General features: G+C 72.9%; 17 protein-coding genes and 1 pseudogene. 4 read left to right on the top strand and 14 right to left on the bottom strand.

The window, feature by feature from the left end; all coding sequences use genetic code 11:
• From F8271_RS21595 to F8271_RS21555, 9 genes and pseudogenes are all read right to left on the bottom strand, one after another.
• Positions 1-908: PHB depolymerase family esterase (locus tag F8271_RS21595; RefSeq protein ID WP_151491644.1), on the bottom strand; the 908-nt coding region annotated here is incomplete at its 3' end.
• 343 nt (positions 909-1,251) lie between these two features.
• A complete protein-coding gene (locus tag F8271_RS21590; RefSeq protein WP_151491643.1) occupies positions 1,252-2,397 on the bottom strand; it encodes an alanine racemase in 1,146 nt (381 codons plus the stop codon).
• Complete coding sequence (locus F8271_RS21585) at positions 2,394-3,992, bottom strand: IucA/IucC family siderophore biosynthesis protein (RefSeq protein ID WP_151491642.1); 1,599 nt, start codon at positions 3,990-3,992, stop codon at positions 2,394-2,396. Before F8271_RS21585 ends, F8271_RS21590 begins: the two co-directional genes overlap by 4 nt.
• A complete protein-coding gene (locus F8271_RS21580; protein ID WP_151491641.1) occupies positions 3,989-5,614 on the bottom strand; it encodes an IucA/IucC family protein in 1,626 nt (541 codons plus the stop codon). The genes F8271_RS21585 and F8271_RS21580 overlap by 4 nt, the downstream gene beginning before the upstream one ends.
• Complete coding sequence (locus tag F8271_RS21575) at positions 5,611-6,783, bottom strand: acetyl-CoA carboxylase biotin carboxylase subunit family protein (protein ID WP_151491640.1); 1,173 nt, start codon at positions 6,781-6,783, stop codon at positions 5,611-5,613. Before F8271_RS21575 ends, F8271_RS21580 begins: the two co-directional genes overlap by 4 nt.
• Before the next feature lie 15 nt (positions 6,784-6,798).
• Positions 6,799-7,029 carry a hypothetical protein gene (locus F8271_RS21570; protein ID WP_151491639.1) on the bottom strand — a complete coding sequence of 77 codons (231 nt, stop codon included), beginning with the start codon at positions 7,027-7,029 and terminating at the stop codon, positions 6,799-6,801.
• Between the two features lie 8 nt (positions 7,030-7,037).
• Positions 7,038-7,391: pseudogene (locus tag F8271_RS21565) on the bottom strand (MFS transporter); the annotation flags it as partial.
• Positions 7,388-8,647, bottom strand: coding sequence for an MFS transporter (locus F8271_RS21560; protein ID WP_151491638.1), 1,260 nt, complete (start codon positions 8,645-8,647; stop codon positions 7,388-7,390). The gene F8271_RS21560 and the pseudogene F8271_RS21565, both read right to left, overlap by 4 nt.
• A complete protein-coding gene (locus tag F8271_RS21555) occupies positions 8,644-9,354 on the bottom strand; it encodes a siderophore-interacting protein (RefSeq protein WP_151491637.1) in 711 nt (236 codons plus the stop codon). The genes F8271_RS21560 and F8271_RS21555 overlap by 4 nt, the downstream gene beginning before the upstream one ends.
• A 137-nt stretch (positions 9,355-9,491) precedes the next feature.
• Here F8271_RS21555 and F8271_RS21550 point away from each other — a divergent pair, with 137 nt between their 5' ends.
• On the top strand, positions 9,492-10,052 hold the full coding sequence (locus F8271_RS21550) for a GNAT family N-acetyltransferase (RefSeq protein WP_151491636.1): 561 nt from the start codon (positions 9,492-9,494) through the stop codon (positions 10,050-10,052).
• An 11-nt stretch (positions 10,053-10,063) separates the two neighbouring features.
• On the opposite strand, the gene F8271_RS21545 is transcribed toward F8271_RS21550, so the two are convergent.
• From F8271_RS21545 to F8271_RS21535, 3 genes are all read right to left on the bottom strand, one after another.
• A complete protein-coding gene (locus F8271_RS21545) occupies positions 10,064-10,690 on the bottom strand; it encodes a hypothetical protein (RefSeq protein WP_151491635.1) in 627 nt (208 codons plus the stop codon).
• A 90-nt stretch (positions 10,691-10,780) separates the two neighbouring features.
• The gene (locus F8271_RS21540; protein ID WP_151491634.1) at positions 10,781-11,380 is read right to left on the bottom strand and encodes a DUF305 domain-containing protein; all 600 of its coding nucleotides are present in this window, start codon (positions 11,378-11,380) and stop codon (positions 10,781-10,783) included.
• 30 nt (positions 11,381-11,410) lie between these two features.
• Positions 11,411-13,303: a sigma-70 family RNA polymerase sigma factor gene (locus tag F8271_RS21535; RefSeq protein ID WP_151491633.1), complete on the bottom strand. Its 1,893-nt coding sequence runs from the start codon at positions 13,301-13,303 to the stop codon at positions 11,411-11,413.
• A 331-nt stretch (positions 13,304-13,634) separates the two neighbouring features.
• Here F8271_RS21535 and F8271_RS21530 point away from each other — a divergent pair, with 331 nt between their 5' ends.
• The 3 genes from F8271_RS21530 to F8271_RS21520 all read left to right on the top strand — a co-directional run bounded on the left by F8271_RS21530 (position 13,635) and on the right by F8271_RS21520 (position 15,678).
• Positions 13,635-13,820: a hypothetical protein gene (locus tag F8271_RS21530; protein WP_151491632.1), complete on the top strand. Its 186-nt coding sequence runs from the start codon at positions 13,635-13,637 to the stop codon at positions 13,818-13,820.
• A 236-nt stretch (positions 13,821-14,056) separates the two neighbouring features.
• Complete coding sequence (locus F8271_RS21525; RefSeq protein WP_151491631.1) at positions 14,057-14,863, top strand: SigB/SigF/SigG family RNA polymerase sigma factor; 807 nt, start codon at positions 14,057-14,059, stop codon at positions 14,861-14,863.
• Positions 14,864-14,877: 14 nt separating this feature from the next.
• Entirely contained in the window at positions 14,878-15,678 is an 801-nt protein-coding gene (locus F8271_RS21520) for an SDR family NAD(P)-dependent oxidoreductase (protein ID WP_225854674.1), read from the top strand.
• 10 nt (positions 15,679-15,688) lie between these two features.
• Here F8271_RS21520 and F8271_RS21515 read toward each other — a convergent pair whose 3' ends face one another.
• Both F8271_RS21515 and F8271_RS21510 read right to left on the bottom strand, forming a co-directional pair.
• Entirely contained in the window at positions 15,689-16,756 is a 1,068-nt protein-coding gene (locus F8271_RS21515; RefSeq protein WP_151491630.1) for a DUF2855 family protein, read from the bottom strand.
• 63 nt (positions 16,757-16,819) lie between these two features.
• The gene (locus tag F8271_RS21510; protein WP_225854673.1) at positions 16,820-18,043 is read right to left on the bottom strand and encodes a PP2C family protein-serine/threonine phosphatase; all 1,224 of its coding nucleotides are present in this window, start codon (positions 18,041-18,043) and stop codon (positions 16,820-16,822) included.
• Between the last annotated feature and the right edge of the window lie 104 nt (positions 18,044-18,147).

Raw genomic sequence — 18,147 nt, 5'->3', positions numbered from 1 at the left:
GGCGTGGTCGACTCGAACTGGCTGAAGAACCTCCAGATCTCGCCCGACGTCCACGTCCGGGAGTCGTTGGGGCTGCCGGACCCGTCGACCGGGCTGGGGGTGTGATCCCCGTCGAACGCCGCCCACTGGACCGGGTAACCGGCCCGGCATCCCGAGTAGGTGGTGGTGATGTGGGTGAGGCTGCCGCGGCTCGGTTCGCGTGGGCTCTGCGCGGTGCAGCCGTTGTTCCGGACGAACGTGTCGCGCAGTTGCCGACCCTGCGAGATGTTCAGGACGCTGTCGTAGATGCCGTGGATGCCGAAGTAGGCCACGGGCTGGGTGCCGCCGTTGCAACCGCTGAGGTTGGCGCCGGACAGGACGGTGACCGCGCGGATGACGTCGGGCCGGGCGCAGGCCACCGCGTAGCTCATGGCCCCGCCGTAGCTCCAACCCAGGGCGAAGCGCTGGCTCGTGTCGACGCACAGGTCGTTCTCGATCTGGCGGGAGATGTCGTCGAAGAGGGTCAGGTCCCGACCGTTGGTGTTGGCCCAGCCGGCGTTGAGGCCCTGCGGCGCGACGAAGATCGTGCTGTTGTTCGACAGTGGCTGAAGCCCGTAGTAGCCGGCTGAGGTGACGTTGTTGGCCGAGCCGTTCAACCAGTGGAAGCCGAAGATCAGCCGGTAGGGGCGGTTGCGGTCGTACCCGTCCGGGATCCGCAGGTTGTAGGTACGGCTCTGTCCGCTGCTCTGGATCGTGCGCGTCCCGCTGGTCAGCGTGGGGGCCTTGCCGCAGCCGGCGGTCGCCGCGAGGGTGCCGTTCGTCGCCACCTCCGCCGCGTGCAGGCCGCCGCTCAGTGCGCCGCCGGCGGTGGCCGCGAGGAGCACCGCCGCGGCCGCGATGGAGGTGAGGAGATGTCTACGTTTCGCCATTGCGTGACTCCTTGCGAAGGGGCGTCAGGTGCCGGTGGTGGGTGCGATGCCGGTCGCCCGCGATCCACCTGGCGCCAGGAGTCGAGCCGGGCCGAGGGCTGCCTGCGGCGGGGCTTCGGAAGCTGGACATGCGGCCGGGGCGACGTCGTCCGGCGACCTGCTGGGGTCGCCGGGCATCGACGGTGTGGCCCGGACCGAGTCACCGACCGGGTGGGCGGCGGGAGGGTGGAAACCCCCTCGGCGCGTCCACGCCGGCTGGTTGAGGTGACCGGGAGCGTGCCCTTCGCTCCCCGGGAGAAAACATAGCATGTTATCGATAACAAGCGATGTCTCGGGGCGGGGTTCAGGACGGTGGCGACCCCGCCGCCCACCCGGCTGCCACCTCGTCCGGATCGCCGATGCGGAACAGGGGAGGTTCGTGCAGCAGGAAGTCGCGGTGGCTGATGTTCCAGGCGTACGCGCCGGCCATGGCGAAGGCCAGCACGTCACCCACGCCGATCGGCCCGGCGGTGGCCGACCGGGACAGCACGTCCTTCGGAGTGCAGAGCTGCCCGACCACGGTGACCGGCCCGCCGTCGGTGCGCGGGCCGTCGGCACCGCTGCGCCGGTACGCCCGGAACGGCTGCGCGTGCCCCTTGGCCGCCGGCGTGCGCAGGTGGTGGGTGCCGCCGGCCACCACCACGAACCACTCGCCGTAGGAACGCTTCACGTCGATGACCTCGGTGAGGTACGCCCCGCAGTAGGCGGTGACCGACCGCCCCGGCTCGATGCGCAGCCGCAGACCCGGGTACGCGTCGGCGACGCCCGCCAGCGCTCGGCCGTAGCCGGCCCAGTCGAATCGCCCCGCCGGATCGGTGTAGTCGACGGCCATGCCCCCGCCGACGTCGACCTCGGCGGCGGCGACGTCGGCGACCGCCCAGCGGACCACGGCGGCGGCGACCGCCCCGGCGAGTGGGGCGTCCAGCCCGCTGGCCAGGTGCGCGTGGACACCGCGTACCTCGATGCCGGCGGGCGGGCGGCGGGCACACTCGACCGCGTCGGCCGGGTCCATGCCGAACGGGCTGGGGCCGCCACCCATGACCAGGCTCGCGCCGGGCGCGTCGACCGGCAGGTTCACGCGCAGCAGCACCTGGGCCGTCCGGCCCGTGGCGGTGGCCAGCGCGCCGAGCCGCCGCAGCTCGGCCGGTGACTCGACGTGGATGCGGCGCGCCCCGGCGGCGAGGGCGGCGGCGAGGTCCTCGTCGGTCTTGCCCGGACCGGCGTACGCGGCCGGCGCCCGGCCCGGCAGCACCTCGGCCAGCCGGCGCAGCTCGCCACGGCTGGCGGCCTCGAACCCGTCGACGACTCCGGCGAGGGTCCGCAGCACGCCCGGATCCGGGTTGGCCTTGACCGCGTAGAGCAGCTCGACCCGCCGGGGCAGCGCGTCCCTGATCGACCGGGCGTGCGTGGCCAAGGCGTCGAGGTCGTGGACGTAGAGCGGTCGGGTCACCGTGGCCCGGCCAACGGGTTGGGCACCGACACGAAGGGCGCGGCGCGATCGGCGTCGCGGCGCCACCGGACCAGCAGGTTCGCCTTCGCCACCAGCGGCTCCCCGTCCAGCAGCGCCCGCAGTTCGGGAGGGTCGTCGAGGTCGGCGGCCACCGCCGCGACGACGGCGCGCAACTCCCGCCACAGCCGCGGTTCGATCCCCGGCCACGCGTCGGCGAGCGCACCGCACAGACCGGCCAGGTGGTTGACGAAGAGGCAGTACACGACCCTGCGCCGGGCGGACCGCGCGTCGTAGCCGACCTGCGGTGGGACGCCGTCCGGCCAGCTGGTCCAGCGGCCGGTATCGAGTTTGACGCCCTCCAGATCGCGCAGCAGCATCCGGACCGGCCGTCGCGCGGAGTCGAGCACCACCACGACGTTCTGCAGGTGCGCCTCGTGCACCACGCCGTGACCGAGCCAGCAGTGCAGGACGGCCGGCACCAGCAGTTCCACGTACTCCCGCCACCAGGTGACCGGGTCCGGCACCGCCAGCGGTGCGGCGGCCAGTGCCGCCGCCAGGATCGGGGTGTCCCCCGGTCGCAGATGTGGGCGCAGGCCGGTGCGCAGGATCGTCCCGTACGCCTCGTCCGCCCCGGCGACGTCGACCGTCCGGTAGGCGGGCTCGGCGAGCAGCCCGACCCCGTCCGGCATCGGCACCCGGGCCAACAGGTCGGTCAGGGCCACCGCCCCGGTGAGTTCGTAGCGGGCGTTCTTGCGCAGACAGTTGGTGATCCGTACGTGCAGGCTGGTCTTGACGAACAGGTCCGCGTCCGGCGCGTAGACGGTGCGGACGCTCGCCGTCGGCCGGACTTCAACACCGCCCTCCCCCAGGTCACGCAATCCCGGGTAGGCCGGTGGGATCAGCGACAGCTGCCACGGATGCACCGGCAGCACCCGGTGCCCGGCCGGGGACGGCGGCGGGTCGAGGGCGGCGACGAGCGCATCGAACGGTCCGTCGCCCGCGACGAGATCATCCGGTACGGCGAGCCAGCGCAGCCGGAACGCGGTGCGCAGTTCCGGCGCGTACCCCTGCCAGCGGTCCGGATCACCACTGCGCCACTTGGGCGCGGGGTGGTGCGGGTGACCGTGGACCAGCGACTGTTCGGAGTCGACGTACGCGTCGATGGCGGCGTCGCCGGTGGGGGTGGGATCCCACGCCGGCCGATCGGCCAGCAGCCGGGCCACGGTGTCGCGGCTGGCCCGGACCTGGCCGACGAACTCGTCGTTGGCCAGGCCGGTACGCGCGGTCAGTTCCGCCGCGGCCAGGCCGGCCAGTGCGTCCGCGTCGACGTCCTCCCACCGGTTGCCGTCGGTCATCCGCTGCACCGGGCCGTCGTAGCGGTGCGCGCCGAGTGGCGAGATTCGCGTGACGGCGCACCGCAACGAGACGTCGAGGTGCCGCAGCAGCAGGTGCGCGCAACCGTCGAGCACGGTCGTGTCGCCGGCGGGGAGGCCGACCTCGCGGACCAGGCAGCCGTAGACGGCGTGGGCGGCGGACAGGTCGGCGAGCTGGCGGGTGTCGACGCCCGGCCGGGAGCGCAGCCGTGCGCTCGTCATGGTGTCTCCCGGAGGTAGTTCGGGCCGGTGCGCAGGTAGTACTTGTTGATGTCGGTGCAGCCCAACCGCTGCTTGGGCAGCAGGGTGCCGGCGGTGAGCATCGCCTTGACGGGTAGTCGAGCGGCCCGCAGGACCCGCTCGGTGAAGGAACGCACCTGCGGCCCGTCGCCCCAGCGGTCCCGGGCGGCGGCCAGTCGGGGTGCCAGCGCCTCGGCCGGCGCGGGTACGGGCAGGCCCCGCGCGGCCAGCGCGATCAGGGGTGCCGCCGCGGCGAGGTGCAGCGTGATGGTGATGAACACGTCGGCCAGTTCCCGCGGATCGCGCGCCCACATCCGCTCGTCGGCCAGCGGAAGCCCGGCCGGCCCGTGGTGGCGGGGGTCGAGGCGCGCGCCGTCGTTGTCCTTGTAGAGCAGGCCGACCGTCTCGTCGGGGCGGATCAGCAGGTGGATGTTCTGTGGATGCGCTTCGAGGGCCACGCCGTGACGGAGCCAGAGGAAGACGTGCCAGTCGAGCAGCAGGTCCAGATAGGACTCCAGCAGCGCCTCGGGCCGGCCCGAGCTGACGCGTTCGAGGACGGTGCCGGCGACCGGATCGGGTGCGGCGAGGGCCGCGACCGGCACCACCTGGACCCCGTCGAGGTCCCGGGGGAACCGCCGCAGCAGGAAGCCGCGCCGCTCGTCGCCGTCGACGTGGGCGTGGGTGCTCTCGTCGGCGTGCCGGATCCGGCCGGTGAACGCCGGCTCCCCGTCGGCGATCCGGTCGAGCAGCCCGGCGACGGCCGCGCCGTCGGCGAGTGAGCCCGGGTCCAGCGTCCGCCGGTTGCGGGCGCCGAGACTGGCGGTGGGCAGCGGCAGCTTCAGATGCAGGTACGGGTCCTCATCGAGCGCCACCGTCCGCATCGACAGGGTGGGCCGTACGGAGATCGCCGGCAGCGCGACCGCCGGTAGCGCGTCGCGTACCGCGGTCAGCGGATGCGCCGGCATCAGCACCTGATCCGGACGCGGCGCGGGCGGCCACCACGGCGGGAGGACGCCGGCCAGTCGCACCTCCTCGGCGGGTGCCGCGTACCAGCGCAGCGTGAAGCGCGGGGCGTGCTCCGGGGCGTACCGGAGCAGGTCGTCGTCGGTCAGGCCGTGCCGGCAGCGGTCGGTGGGGTAGACCGGGTGGCCGTGGTGGGCGGCGAGCACGTCGTCCAGGAGCGCCCCCGGCATGCCGGTACGGGTCGTGCGGCGTTCGACGGCCACCGTGGCGAACACCTGTGACCGGGCGGCGGCGGCGAGGCGGCGGGCGCGCAGGTCGGCGCGACATTCCGCGCCGAAGTCCCGCCAGCCCGCCTCGGCCTCGACGTCGTCGTGCGGAGCGAGCAGCGTCAGCAACCCGTCCACGGTGTCGGTCCGGTGGGTGCCCGTCCCGTCGACGACGTACACCGTCGGCGCGGCGCTGCGCAGGGCCTGCTGGAAGCCGTCCGCCCGCACCGGGATGCGCACCAGGCCAGCGCCGTGCGACACCTCCCACCAACCCGACCCGGCCGCCCGGCCACGGCTGGCCAGGCCGAGGTGATCCTCACGCAGCAGGGCGTCCAGCACCCGCGCGAACACCTTCCGCTCACAGTCGTCGTTCACTCGACAATCGTCCACTGGAGATCGCGGCGGAAGTCGGTCAGGGACGCCCGAACGCTGACCCGGTCCGGACCGATCCCGTGCAGGACGGCGAGATAGTCCCGGTTCGTGCCGGTGTGGTCGGCGACCCGACCCACCTCGCGCAGCGGCCGGCAGCCCAGCCGGACGTCACCGTGCATCAGGTCGATCGCGCCGGGTGCGACGGCGAGCCGGCCCGGCCGGTCCGCGCAGACGTATTCGACCCGTGCGTACCCGTCCACGGTGGCCGGCAGGTCGAGGGTGGCCAGCGGCTCACCGAGGTGCAGCCGGATGACGTACTCGAACAGCGGCACACCGAGCAGGTCGGCGAGGATCAGGTCCATCCGGTCACCGATGAGGCGGTAGTTCACCTCGATCAGCCGGACCCGACCGTCGGAGACGACGTACTCGGTGTGGCAGGCGCCGAAGCCGACACCGAGCGCGTCGAGCCGGGCTCGCAGGTGGGCCTCGGCCTGCTCCGCCGGGGGCGACCAGTCGAGGCTCTCCTCGGTGAAGGTCGGCGGCGGGCCCAGGGCGGTGCGCCACCCGCCGAGGGAGGCCAGTGCCGTGCCGTCGCCAAGGGTGTCGAAGGTCCGCAGTTCGCCGGTCAGGTACTCCTCGACCACGAGCGCCACGTCCGGCCGGCGGCTGCGGATCTCGGTGACCCGGGCGGCCAGTTCCCGGTCGTCGGCCACCAGGTAGGCATCCTCGCTGGCCACCCCCGAACGGGGTTTGAGCACCGCCGGGAACATGCCTTCTCCGACGGTGGGTGGGGCACCCGGGTCGAGGGCGACGGTGCGTACCCGATCGAGCCCGGCCGCCGCGACCACCCGGCGGGCCTCGACCTTGTCCTTGCAGATGCGGGCGGCGTCCGGGTCTTTGCCGGGCAGCCCCAGCTTGCGTGCGGCGACCGCGGTGGCCTCCTGGAGGTGGTCGCTGTTGGACAGCAACGCCGCCGGCCGCTCCGCTGTCGTCGCCGCGACCACCGCCGCCGCCTCCCGGACCGCGCACCGCACCACCGACGCCGTGCAGGACGGCCACTCGCCGGGCCGGTCGGTCAGCACGGTGACCGGCAGCCCGAGCGACGCCGCCGCCGGGAGGAAGCCGTCCAGGACGGCGTCGGTGGGGTTGAGCGCGGTGATGTACAGCCGCATTAGGGCAGCCTACCCTTATTGAGTTGATACGGAACGATCTGCCCGGTGCAACAATCCGGCGGCCACCAGCCCGCCGAGCAGGACCGCCGCCGCACCCACCAACTGCCCGGTCTCCAGCGCCGAGGCGAACGCGGCGGTGACGGCCTCCCGCTCCGGCCCCACCCGCGAGGCGGCGAGGGCCGCGGGGAACGAGCCGGCACCGGCCAGCGCGGCCGGCAACAGCGCGGCGAACCGGGCGTTCAGCACGGCGCCCAGCCCGCCCGTGCGGCGATCAACTGTCCACTGGTCGAGGCGAGCCCGGCGGCCAGCGAGCCGACCCCGAACAGCACGAGCCCGGTGAGCAGCATGCGGCGACGCCCGTACCGGTCGGCCGCGCTGCCGGCGGTGAGCAGCAGCCCGGACAGCACCAGCGCGTACGCGTTGATCATCCATTGCACGTCGGCGGTGCTGGCGTTCAACTCGGTGGTGAGCACCGGCACCGCCACGGTCAGCACGGTGTTGTCCAGCACCACGACGAGTTGGGCGAGGCACAGCACGGCCAGGATCAGCCAGCGGTGCGGCAGCCGCGCCGCCGCCGTGTCGGCGGCGACCGATCGAACTGTGGTCACGCGGCTGCCTTCACGCCGTCCGTCGACGGGTGTTCGGTGGCCGGCCCGTCGGCGGGGTCGGGGATGCGCGGGAACCGCCGCTGGTGGGCGAGCCCGAGGACCACCCCGGCGGCCACCAGGACGATGGCGGCGACCGCGACCGAGGGGTAGCCGACCCGGTCGGCGGCTGCCAGACCGACGGACGCGGCCACGAACGAGCAGATCAGCCCGAACGAGGACAGGACGGTGAAGTCGGTGCCGCCGGTGCCGGGCCGGGAGTAGTCCATGTTGACCGTGTAGAGCACGACGTTGGCGACGGTGTAGGCCACCATGAAACAGCAGAGCGCGACGACCGTCGCACCCAGCGGTGCGCGTCCGCTCATCAACGGCAGCAGCAGCAACGTCGACACCGCGAGGGCCGCGCCGCCGACCACGAGCACACCGCCGCGCCCGAACCGCCCGATGCCCAGCCCCGCCACCAGACCGGCCACGATGGCCGGTGCGCTGGTCACCACGCCGGTGACCACACCGATCCGGCCCAGGGACCAACCGGCGTCGACCAGGGCCGGGGTGACCAACGCGTACGCCATCCCGGCACCCACGTAGACCAGCGGCACCACACCGAAGGTCCACCAGCGGCAGCCCGGCTGGCCGAACACCGACAGCAGCGCCCGGTACGCCACACCGACCCGGGCGACCCGGTCGGTGCGGACCGGTTCCCGGAACCGCCACACCACCAGCAGGCCTACCGCCGTCAGCACGGCCAGCAGCCCGATCGCCGACGCCCAGCCGAACCGGTCGTAGACCAGGACGCACGCACCGCCGCCGAGCAGGTTGCCGAGGTAGCTCGCGGCTACCTGGATCCCGTTGCCGGTCCCCCGCGTCGACTCGCTGAGCAGCCGGACGGCGACCGCGTCCACCGCGATGTCCTGGGTGGCGGAGAAGAAGACGTACGCGGCACAGATGGCGATGACCGGGCCCAGCGCGTCGGCCGGGCGGGAGAACGGCAGCAACGCCAGCAGCGCGAGCACCAGGGCGCCCTGGAGCACGAGCAGCCAGGACCGGTAGTGGCCTCGGTGCCGGGAGCCGTACCGGTCGAGGATCGGCGCCCAGAGGAACTTGATGGGCCAGATCAGGCCGACGACCTGGAGCAACGCCAGGGTGTCCAGCGAGGTGCCGCCGTCGCGCAGGATGGCGGTCAACCCGACGGTGATGAACCCGATGCCGAGGTACTGGGTGACGTAGAGCGCGGTCAGGGTGCCGAGCCGGTCCCTCATGCCGCTCTCCAGTACCCCAGGGAGGTCAGCCGGTCCTTGTCGACACCGAGCGTCCGCCGGATGTGCGTGGTGATGCCGCGGGTGCTGGCCGCCTCGCACGCCACCCAGTAGTGGGCCGCGTCGGTGGCCGGCAGCGCGGCGCAGACCGTGTCGACGAGGTGTCGACCGTCGTCGCGCCGGGGCACCCAGGTGACCTCGTGGTGCTCCCGGGCGCGTGGCGTGAGCGCCTTATCGCCCTCGTGGGCGTACTCCAGCCAGACCGTCGCGGGGATGTCGGCGCCGGCGTCGAGCAGGCTGTTCACCGCGGGCAGCGACGCCGCGTCGCCGATGAGGTAGAGGTGGCCGGGCGCGGGATCGGGCAGGTCGAACGCGCTGCCCTGGACGGTCGCGCCGATGGTGTCGCCGACCTGCGCGGTGGTGGCCCAGCGGGCGGCGCAGCCGTCGTGGATGGCGAATTCGAGGCTGAACCGGCCGGTCGCCGGGTCGGGATCCACCAGGGTGTACGCCCGCTGGTGCGCCCGGCCGTCGTTGTCGAACCACAGCCGGATCCACATCGTGGGGTGGACCCCGCACGCCTCCAGCAGGCCGCCGCCGTCGACGAGCAGCCGCTGGTAGTGCCCCTCGACCGACTCGGTGCCCAGCACGGTCAACCGAAAGTCCCGGCCGCCCATGGCCTTGAGGACCAGGGCCTCCCAGTTCCGTTTCACGCACCCCTCCAGGTAAGGTCAGCCTTCGTTAGGGGAGGGTAACCTAAGTTGAGCGCTCCGCGGAACATGCGTACCCCTCTCGTTGCGACCCCCGCCGCGGCCCCGCGCCGCCACCTCGGAGCAAAGGACAGCGCCCGATGACGTACCTGGAGAAGATCGACGGCCTCGGGGACCTGTCACTGGTGACCGTGGACTCCGACCGGCACGCCGCGCTCCTGCACCGCTGGGTCACCCGACCCCGCAACGCCTTCTGGGGAATGGGGTCGCACACGCTGGACGAGGTGCGGGAGATCTACGCCTTCGTCGACAGCCTGCCCACGCACCACGCGTACCTGATCATGGTCGACGCCGAGCCGGTCGGCCTGTTCCAGACCTATCAGCCCGAGGCGGACCCGGTCGGCGAGCGCTATCCGGTCCAACCCGGCGACGTCGGCATGCACCTGCTGCTCAGCCCCGACCGGCGACTCGCCCGCGGGCTCACCAACGCCGTCGGCCCCGCCCTCGCGCGCTTCCTGTTCCGCGACCCGGCCGCCCAGCGGATCGTCGTCGAGCCCGACGTCCGCAACCATCTCGCGCTGCGCCGACTGGAGATCGAGGGCTTCACCTTCGACTCGGAGATCGACATGCCGGACAAGCGTGCCCAGCTGGCGTTCCTCACCCGCGCCCGGTTCGAGGCGGACCACCCGACGCCGGCCTGACCGGCGGCCCGTCAACGGTTGGCGTTCCAGAAGCCGACGAGGGTCGCGGTCCACCACCCGACCTGGGAGATGGAGGCCGCCGCGACGCCGGGCAGCAGGGCGGCCCGGGGCGCAACGCCGTCCATCTCGGCGAGTCGGTCCCGGACCCGGCCGAGGAACAACCCGTTGACCCCGACCGCCAGCACCGCGAGCAGCTTGACCCAGACCAGCCCGGACGACGTGTCCGGCCCCAGGGCGGCGCCGCTGACCACCAGGCCCAGCAGGCCCAGCCAGATGAGCGGATGCGCACCGTGCGCCGCGGTGAGCACGGTGCCCAGCGGCTCACGGCGCAGCAGCCACCGCAGGCTGAACCAGTCGACGGTCAGCACCGCGCCGAAACCCACCACCAGGCAGCTCAGGTGGCAGAAGAGCGCCGCCATCCGCCAACCCGGGGACAGGGTGAGGTGCGGCGCGACCAGGATCGCCGCCAGCCAGCCGAGGGTCATCGCCAGGATCGCGCCACCGACGGCGGTGCCACCGGCCGAACGGCGGTGGCCGCCACGCCAGCGGGCCGGCGGCGCGGCGCTCACGACGGGCGGTGACCCGACCCGGGTACGGTGCGTCGCCGTGCGCCCGGCACGGCGCGCCGGGGCCGGCATGGCGGCACGGTGCGCGGGCAACGAGGCCCGTACCGGGCGGACAGCGGAGTGCAGATCAGACGTCCGCACCGACCGGCCCCCCGCGCGTCGTCATGTCCCCTCCGCGAGAGCACTCAGCTCGGCGGCCCGCGCCTGCTGGATCCGGCCCGCGAGCGCCTTCAACTCCGGGCTGCCCCCGGCGCTCTGCTCACCCCGGCACAGCACCATGGTCTGTTCGAGGTGCGCGCGCAGCAGGGCGACCGCCCGGGGCCACACCTCCGCGTCGGGCACGCCGCGCAGCTCGGCGAGGTGCGCGTCGGTCACCATCCCCGGCATCTGGTGCCCTTCGTGGACGTTCTGCTCCGGCACGTTGCCGGCGGCGAGCAGCCCACGCAGCTCCCGCAGCTCGCTTTCGTGCGCGGCCCGGACCGCACCGAGACGGGCCGCCAGCCGGGCGTCCGAGCCCACCGGTCGGGTGCCCAGGTGGTCGATCAACGCGAGCAGGCCCTCGTCCATCGGGATCACGAGTTGGATGAAGGCGTCATCGGTGCCGTTCAACAGCACCGGCGTGGTCGACACGGGCGCGGCCGAGGGGACCGCCGCAGGCTCGTCCCCGCCGCCCCACCCCTGGGCGAGACCCACCGTCAGCGCGGTCACGACCAGGGCCGCGACCACACCGGCGATCCGCCGGACCGGACCTCTGGTCGTCACCTGGTGCTCACCCACACGGTCCGTACCCACTCAGCGGGCCGTTTGGAAGGCGCGCCCGACCAGGGTCACGTCGGTCGCGCCGCGGAACAGCCCGGACCGGTCCTTGTCGGTGGCGGGCAGACCGAACCAGGCGTAGCGCTGCACGTACGGGAGTTGGCTCAGCATGGAGGTGGCCGAGGTGAGGAAGGCGGCCTGCTGCTCCTGGCCGGGGAACTGCTGGCCGCCGCCGTCGAAGCGGATCAGCGCGAACTCGGTCAGCCAGATCGGTTTCCGGTACCGCTCGTACACGTCCTGCAGGTACTGCCGGAGCTGGTCGACGGCCGTGGCGGTGGTGAAGTCGGCGCCGAACCAGTGCAGCGTGATGAAGTCGACCCGATGCCCGCGGGCCTGCGCGCCGGACATGAACCGACCCAGCCAACTCTGCGGGTCGGCGCCGCCGGAGGCGACCGCCGGGCTGCCCAGTCTGCTGCCCGTCGCCATCAACTGCGGCCACAGATCCAGCGCCTGCTCGACCGTCATGTTGGACTGTTCGCGCAGGTCCGGCTCGTTGAACGTGAGCAGGTACGGCCCGGCCGCCCGGGCTCGCGCCAGCTCCGGCGCGGTGACGTTCTCCGCGCCGCGGATCACCGGTACGAAGGTCACCCCCGGCGGGGTGGTGATACCCGGGTGCTGGGTGCCCCAGGTGTAGTACCAGCCGGCCTTCGAGCTGGCCAGGGCCTGGCTGACCCCGGCGAAGTTCCACACCCCGACGCCCTTGCGGGCGGAGCTGATCGTGGGCGCGGCGGCCGGAGCCCGCGACGAGGGTCGCGCGCTCGGGGTGGGTGCCGCGCTCGGGCTGGCGACGGCGGTGGGCGCCGCGGGCGGTGGGGCGGCCCAGGAGGGTGCGGACGGGTCGTCCGGCCAGGTCACCACCAGCGTGGTGATGGCCAGGACGACGGCGGCGACCCCGACGGCGAGCGATGGGAGCAGGCCACGAGGCCGGTTCAGCGCGCGGTTGACGAGCGTGTGACCGCCATCGCCGTCGGTGGGTACCCCGGCGGGCGGGGTCGTCCCGGCGGTGCCCCCGCTCGCCGGGTCCGGCAGGTGGAGACCGTCGGCCGGCGAGGCGGCCGGCGGCAGCGCGACACCCGGCAGGTGAGCGCTGAGACCGGCCGGCAGCGGCAGCATCGGCAGACCGGCGAGCAGCCGGTCGATCGGCAGGAGGCTCGCACCGAGCCGCCCGCAGAGCGCGCAGTCGCGGACGTGCCGGGCGAGCCGTTTGCGCCACAGCGGGTTGGCCGCGCCGTCCCACTCGGCCGTCACGGTGCGCAGCTCCGGGCAGCCGGGACGGGCCCGCAGGGCACGGACGACGGCGCGGGCCGTCTGGATCTGGTCCTTCATCCGGTGGACCCGCACCGCCACGTGCCCCGGGGACAACCCGAGCGCGTCGGCGACCTCGGTCCGGTCGAGCGCGCCGGTCTCCTCCAGCCACCAGAGCGAGAGCAACTCCTGATCGTCCGGGTCGAGCCAGCGGGTGGCCTCGGCGACCTCGCGCCGCTGGTCGGTGAGGCCGAGCCGGAGGATCGTCATTCCCGCGAAGTCGGACGCGGGGTCGGGCACGTTGTGGATCGCGTCGAGCCCGGCGTCGCGGCTGAGCGCGACACGCCGGCGCTGTTCCCAGTCGCGCACCTGACGGATCGTGATCGCCACGAGCCAGGACCGGAACGCGGCCGGGTCGTTGAGCCCGGGCAGGTGCCGGATCACGCGTACCAACGTCTCCTGGACCACGTCGTCGACGTCGGCGTGGCCGCGCAGCGCACGCCCGACGATGTTGTAGACCAGCGGGAGCGAGGCCGCTACGACGTCGTTGAGGGCGCGCCGGTCGCCCCGGCGGGCGGCGACGACCGACCCGACGTCGGGTAGTCCCCGACCGGCTGACGACATGGGTCTTACTCCTTCGTGCTCATCATCAAAGGCGGTCGCGTGGTGCGTGCTGACCGCCTCTATCGGAGACGTGCGGTGGGCGGTCGGATTACGGAAATTCTCGGCTCGGTCGCGGGTCGGCCGCGACCTGGGGATGCCGTGCGGTTCCGACGGCGACGCGTGACCCGCGACGACGACGGGTAAGGTGCGGGGTGTCGGTGTCGCCGGGCGGTCGCCCGGAATCGGGACACCCTGATCGGGCGCCAGTCTGAGCGCCGGGTCGCCACCCAGGTCGTACGGCGAGAGTTGCCGAGGCCCAGACACACCCCTTCGTGGAAGACAGGAATCCTGCATGACATCGAACGACAACAATCGGCCGGCCTTGTTTCTCGCCACCTCGAACGCCGACGGCCTCGACGGGTCGGCGGTGACCTTCGACGCCAGCGAGGAGGCCATGCGACGGCTACGCCACCCGTTCGCGGTGACGCCGGCCCGGCCGACCAGCAACGCCGGGGACGACGGGGATCAACGCGACTGACCCCGCCATTACACGCGACCAGCCCCACCAGCGCGGCATAGTACTTTCGGCTAGTAATCGATCAGCGTTTCGGGTAGTGTCCGGGTCATCAAGTGCACGACATGACGCGGTGGTGAGGCCCGTGCTCGTGGCCTTACGACAGCGCACTTCGCCCCGTACGTGCGCCCCGGCGGCAGCCGGTTCGGAGACTCCTCCGGTCGACTCGATCGACGGGCACGTGCTGGAGGGACCACCTGATGGCCACCACCTTCGGATCGACGATCAGCACCCGCGTCGGCCAGCGACGCGGCGACCAGACGCCGGACGACCTCCTGGCCGCCCTGACGGCGGCACCGGCCGACGATCCGCGCCGCCCGGCACTGCGGGACCGCACCATCGAGGCGTGGCTACCGCTCGCCCGACACCTCGCACGCCGGTACGCCGGGCGCGGCGCGTCCGACGACGACCTGGCCCAGACCGCCGCGGTCGGGCTCATCAAGGCCGTCGACAACTTCGACGCCAGCCGGGGCGTCGACTTCAGCGGGTACGCCATCCCCACCGTCATCGGCGAGATCAAGCGGTACTTCCGTGATCGCACCTGGGCCGTCCGGGTGCCCCGCCGCCTTCAGGAGCTGCGCCTGTCGATCAGCGCGGCCAACAGCACCCTCACCCACACCCTCGGCCGGTCACCGACCGTGGCGGACATCGCCTCCTACCTCGACGTGTCCGAGGAGACCGTCCTGGAAGGACTGGAGGGTGCGCGCGCCTACCGGGCCACGTCGCTGTCCACGCCGACCGGAGCCGACGGCGGCCGGGAGCTCGGGGAGACCCTCGGCGGCGACGACCACGAGTTCGACCTCGTCGAGATCCGCGTCGCCCTCGGCCCCGCCCTCGCCACGCTGCCGGAGCGCGAACGCGAGATCCTGAGCCTGCGCTTCCACGGCAACCTGACCCAGGCCCAGATCGCCGACCGGATCGGCATCTCCCAGATGCACGTCTCGCGGCTGATCACCCGCTCGTTGGCCGCCCTGCGCGACCACCTCTCGAACGACAGCGGCTTCTAGGAACAGGACGACGAATGACCCTGCACATCGATCTGGCCGGTCGGACCGCGTTGGTCACCGGGTCGACCCAGGGGATCGGTGCGGCGATCACCGCCGGTCTCGCCCGTGCCGGCGCACGGGTGGCGGTCAACGGCCGTACCGCCGACAGCGTCAAGCGGGCCGCGGACGCGTTGCGCGGCGAGGTCCCCGGTGCCGACGTGGTCGAGGTGGACGCCGACGTCTCCACCGATGACGGCACGGCGCGGACGCTTGACCTGCTGCCCACCGTCGACATCCTGATCAACAACCTCGGCATCTTCGGGCCGACCCCGGCCCTGGAGATCCCGGACGACGAGTGGCGTCGCTACTTCGAGGTGAACGTGCTGGCCGGGGTACGGCTGACCCGCGCATACCTGCCCGCCATGATGGAACGCGGCTGGGGGCGGGTGCAGTACATCGCCAGCGACTCGGCGGTCGCCATCCCGGCCGAGATGATCCATTACGGCGTGTCGAAGACGGCCCTGCTCGGCGTCTCCCGCGGCTTCGCGAAGGCTGCCGCCGGCACCGGCGTGACCGTCAACTCCGTCCTCGCCGGGCCGACCCACACCGGCGGTGTCGAGGGCTTCGTCGCCGACATGGTGGGCGACAGCCTCCCGTGGGAGGAGGCGCAGCGGGAGTTCATGCGGCTGCACCGGCCGCAGTCGCTGCTCCAGCGGCTGATCGAGCCCGAGGAGATCGCCAACATGGCCACCTACCTGGCGTCGCCGCTCGCCTCCGCCACGACCGGCGCCGCGGTCCGCGTCGACGGCGGCTACGTCGACGCGATCGTCCCCTGACGGCGGGCCGTCAGAGCTGAACGACGTGACCCACCCGCGGTGGCGTACGACCCGCGAGGACGTCGAGCCACGCGTGCCGCAGGGCCTCCGGCCCGACGCCTTCCTGGACGTCGAGCCACCCGTCGGCCACCGCGGTGAACCGCCGCCACGCCTCGGCGAACCGTTGGTCGAGCCCGTCGCGGCCCCAGTCCTGGCTGCGTTTGCGCATCTGGACGGGTGCGAAGAACACCTCCTCGGCGGCGTCGGCGTTCGGAGTCTGGTTGGTGAGGCCGACGGCGATGTCCCGGACCAGAAGATCACCGAGGTGCCGGCGCAGGGCGGCGCGGGTCGAGGGCGCGCCGGACAGGTCGAGGTAGACGCTCGGCACGGCGTCGAGAGCGCCGATGTCGTCGTACGAGACGACCTGGTCGTAGCAGCCGAGCGACCGGGTGAAGGCGACGTTGCCGGGTGAGGTGAGCCCGACCAGGCGCGGGCCGCGACCGTGCAGCTCGAACGCCGCCGTGTACGCGGTCTTGCTCGACGCCGACGACAGCAGCAGCGACTCGGCGCCGTGGAAGCCGTTGTCGCTGACCTGGTCGGCCAGCATGAACGAGGTGAAGAACAGCGGCCGGAACAGGATCAGCAGATCCTCCTGGTCGGGCCGGTACGCCGGGTCGGCGCCGGTCGACCGGTACGCGTTGTACGGCGAGGGCAGGTCGGCCCGGTGCGGGCTGGCGTCGCGGAACCCCGACGCGTCGACCCGGTCCGGCCGCACCAGCAGATGGCCGGCGGGCGGCAGGTAGCCGTACACCCGCTGCCCCACGTCGACCCCCGCGACCGTCGACGCGACCACCTCCGCGAAGCCCCAGAGCGGGGGAAGCCCCCACTGCGGCCCGAGCCCGCGCGGGCCGGGCGGGAAGAACTCCCAGTAGCGCATGGCGTCGCCGAGCACCGCGTAGGTCACGTTGTTGGCGCTGAGGCCGACGCGGTCGACCCGCAGGAGCGCCTCCCCGTCGGACGGGACGGCGGTCGTGCCGTCGACGAGCGCGCTCTGGCCGAGGTCGGCGCGGGCCACGGCGAACGTCCACGAGGGATCCATGGCCTGACGCTAGACAGCACCGGGAACGCAGACAAGTGCACTGCGAGTGCAAAATCCCACTCGCTAGGGTGACCCGGTGGCCGGCGTGACGAGGTCGCGCAGGTGAGCCAGCGGGGTGTGCGGCGGTTGCCACTCCAGGAACACGGCCGTGGCGTCGTCGTCGAGTTCGTCGTCCTGGTAGGTGACGACGGCGCGCACCAGCCGGCGCATCGTCTCCGGGCTGGGCAGACCGTCGTTGAGAGCGCGGTTGACGAAGTCGACGAGCCGGTCCAGCCCGAACCGCTCACCACCGGCGCTGCGCGCATCGGTGATGCCGTCGGTGTAGGCGAGGATGCGGTCGCCGGGATGCAGATCCTCCACGTGCACCTCGGGGCGTCGGCCCGACAGGTGGCCCAGACCCAGCGGCAACGCGGTCGGCCCCGGCAGCTCCCGGATGGCCTTGCCGTCGCGCAGCAGCATCGCTCCGGGATGACCGGCGTTGATCATCTGCAGCCGCCCGGTCGTCCGGTCCAGCTCGGCGAGCAGCGCGGTCGCGAACAGGTTCGGATGCTCGGAACGCACCCACCGGTCGATGCTGATCGCGGTGTCGACCAGGTCGAGGCCGCACCGACGGGCGTTGCGGTAGGCGCTGACCACCAGGGAGGCCAGGGTGCTCGCCTTGATGCCGTGCCCACACGTGTCGAACAGCCCGACGCTGAGCACGTCGCCGTTCAACGCGTAGTCGAAGATGTCCCCGCCGACGTCGTAACACGGCTCGAGGATGGCGGTGACCACCATGTCGTCGGTCGCGAAGGTCAACGGCGGCAGCAGTCCCCACACGATCTCGGCGGCGACCTGCATCGGGAGCCGACGCCGCATCCGCTCGACCACGTCGCCGTAGGGCCGGCGGTTCACCAGCAACTGGGCGACGGTGACGGCCACCTCCCACGCCGGGCCCTCCATGGCCCGGTCGCCGGCGACCGGCGTGACGACCTCGAGCACACCCATCCGCTCGCACCCCAGCAGCAGCGGAACCCAGATCCGGTCGGGGTTGTCCGGGGCACGCTGGACGTCGAGGGTGGTGAACGCCCGGCCGGCGAGTGTCGTCTCGATCGACAGCTCGTGGCGGACGAGGCCGGCACCGAGCAGCGGCACGAGCAGGGTCTGCGTGTAGTCGGCCAGGTAGACCACGATCTCGGTGGCGTTGATCGCCGCCGCGGCGCCGGTGACCAGCAGAGACAGGTCGTCCGGCCCACCCCGTGGTGCGTTGAGCTGCAACGACCGCACCGCGTCGCCGGCGTCAACCACGCTCCACCTCCCCCTTCGTCCGGCGACGGAGACGAGCAGACCGGGTGCCACCACCGTAGGAGCACGACGGCGGCGACGCCACCCGACCCCCACCCTCGCGTTCG

The organism is Micromonospora sp. ALFpr18c (genome assembly GCF_008868155.1).
Classification (GTDB): domain Bacteria; phylum Actinomycetota; class Actinomycetes; order Mycobacteriales; family Micromonosporaceae; genus Micromonospora.
Note: the sequence above shows the minus strand (reverse complement) of the source record. Positions and strands in the feature narration are given on the sequence as shown.

Coding starts and splice junctions, on each gene's coding strand:
- F8271_RS21525 (WP_151491631.1), top strand. CDS start 14,057: ATGGCCACCACCTTCGGATCGACGATCAGCACCCGCGTCGGCCAGCGA.
- F8271_RS21550 (WP_151491636.1), top strand. CDS start 9,492: ATGACGTACCTGGAGAAGATCGACGGCCTCGGGGACCTGTCACTGGTG.
- F8271_RS21560 (WP_151491638.1), bottom strand. CDS start 8,647: ATGAGGGACCGGCTCGGCACCCTGACCGCGCTCTACGTCACCCAGTAC.
- F8271_RS21585 (WP_151491642.1), bottom strand. CDS start 3,992: ATGACGAGCGCACGGCTGCGCTCCCGGCCGGGCGTCGACACCCGCCAG.
- F8271_RS21515 (WP_151491630.1), bottom strand. CDS start 16,756: ATGGATCCCTCGTGGACGTTCGCCGTGGCCCGCGCCGACCTCGGCCAG.
- F8271_RS21520 (WP_225854674.1), top strand. CDS start 14,878: ATGACCCTGCACATCGATCTGGCCGGTCGGACCGCGTTGGTCACCGGG.
- F8271_RS21575 (WP_151491640.1), bottom strand. CDS start 6,783: ATGCGGCTGTACATCACCGCGCTCAACCCCACCGACGCCGTCCTGGAC.
- F8271_RS21530 (WP_151491632.1), top strand. CDS start 13,635: ATGACATCGAACGACAACAATCGGCCGGCCTTGTTTCTCGCCACCTCG.
- F8271_RS21535 (WP_151491633.1), bottom strand. CDS start 13,303: ATGTCGTCAGCCGGTCGGGGACTACCCGACGTCGGGTCGGTCGTCGCC.
- F8271_RS21545 (WP_151491635.1), bottom strand. CDS start 10,690: ATGCCGGCCCCGGCGCGCCGTGCCGGGCGCACGGCGACGCACCGTACC.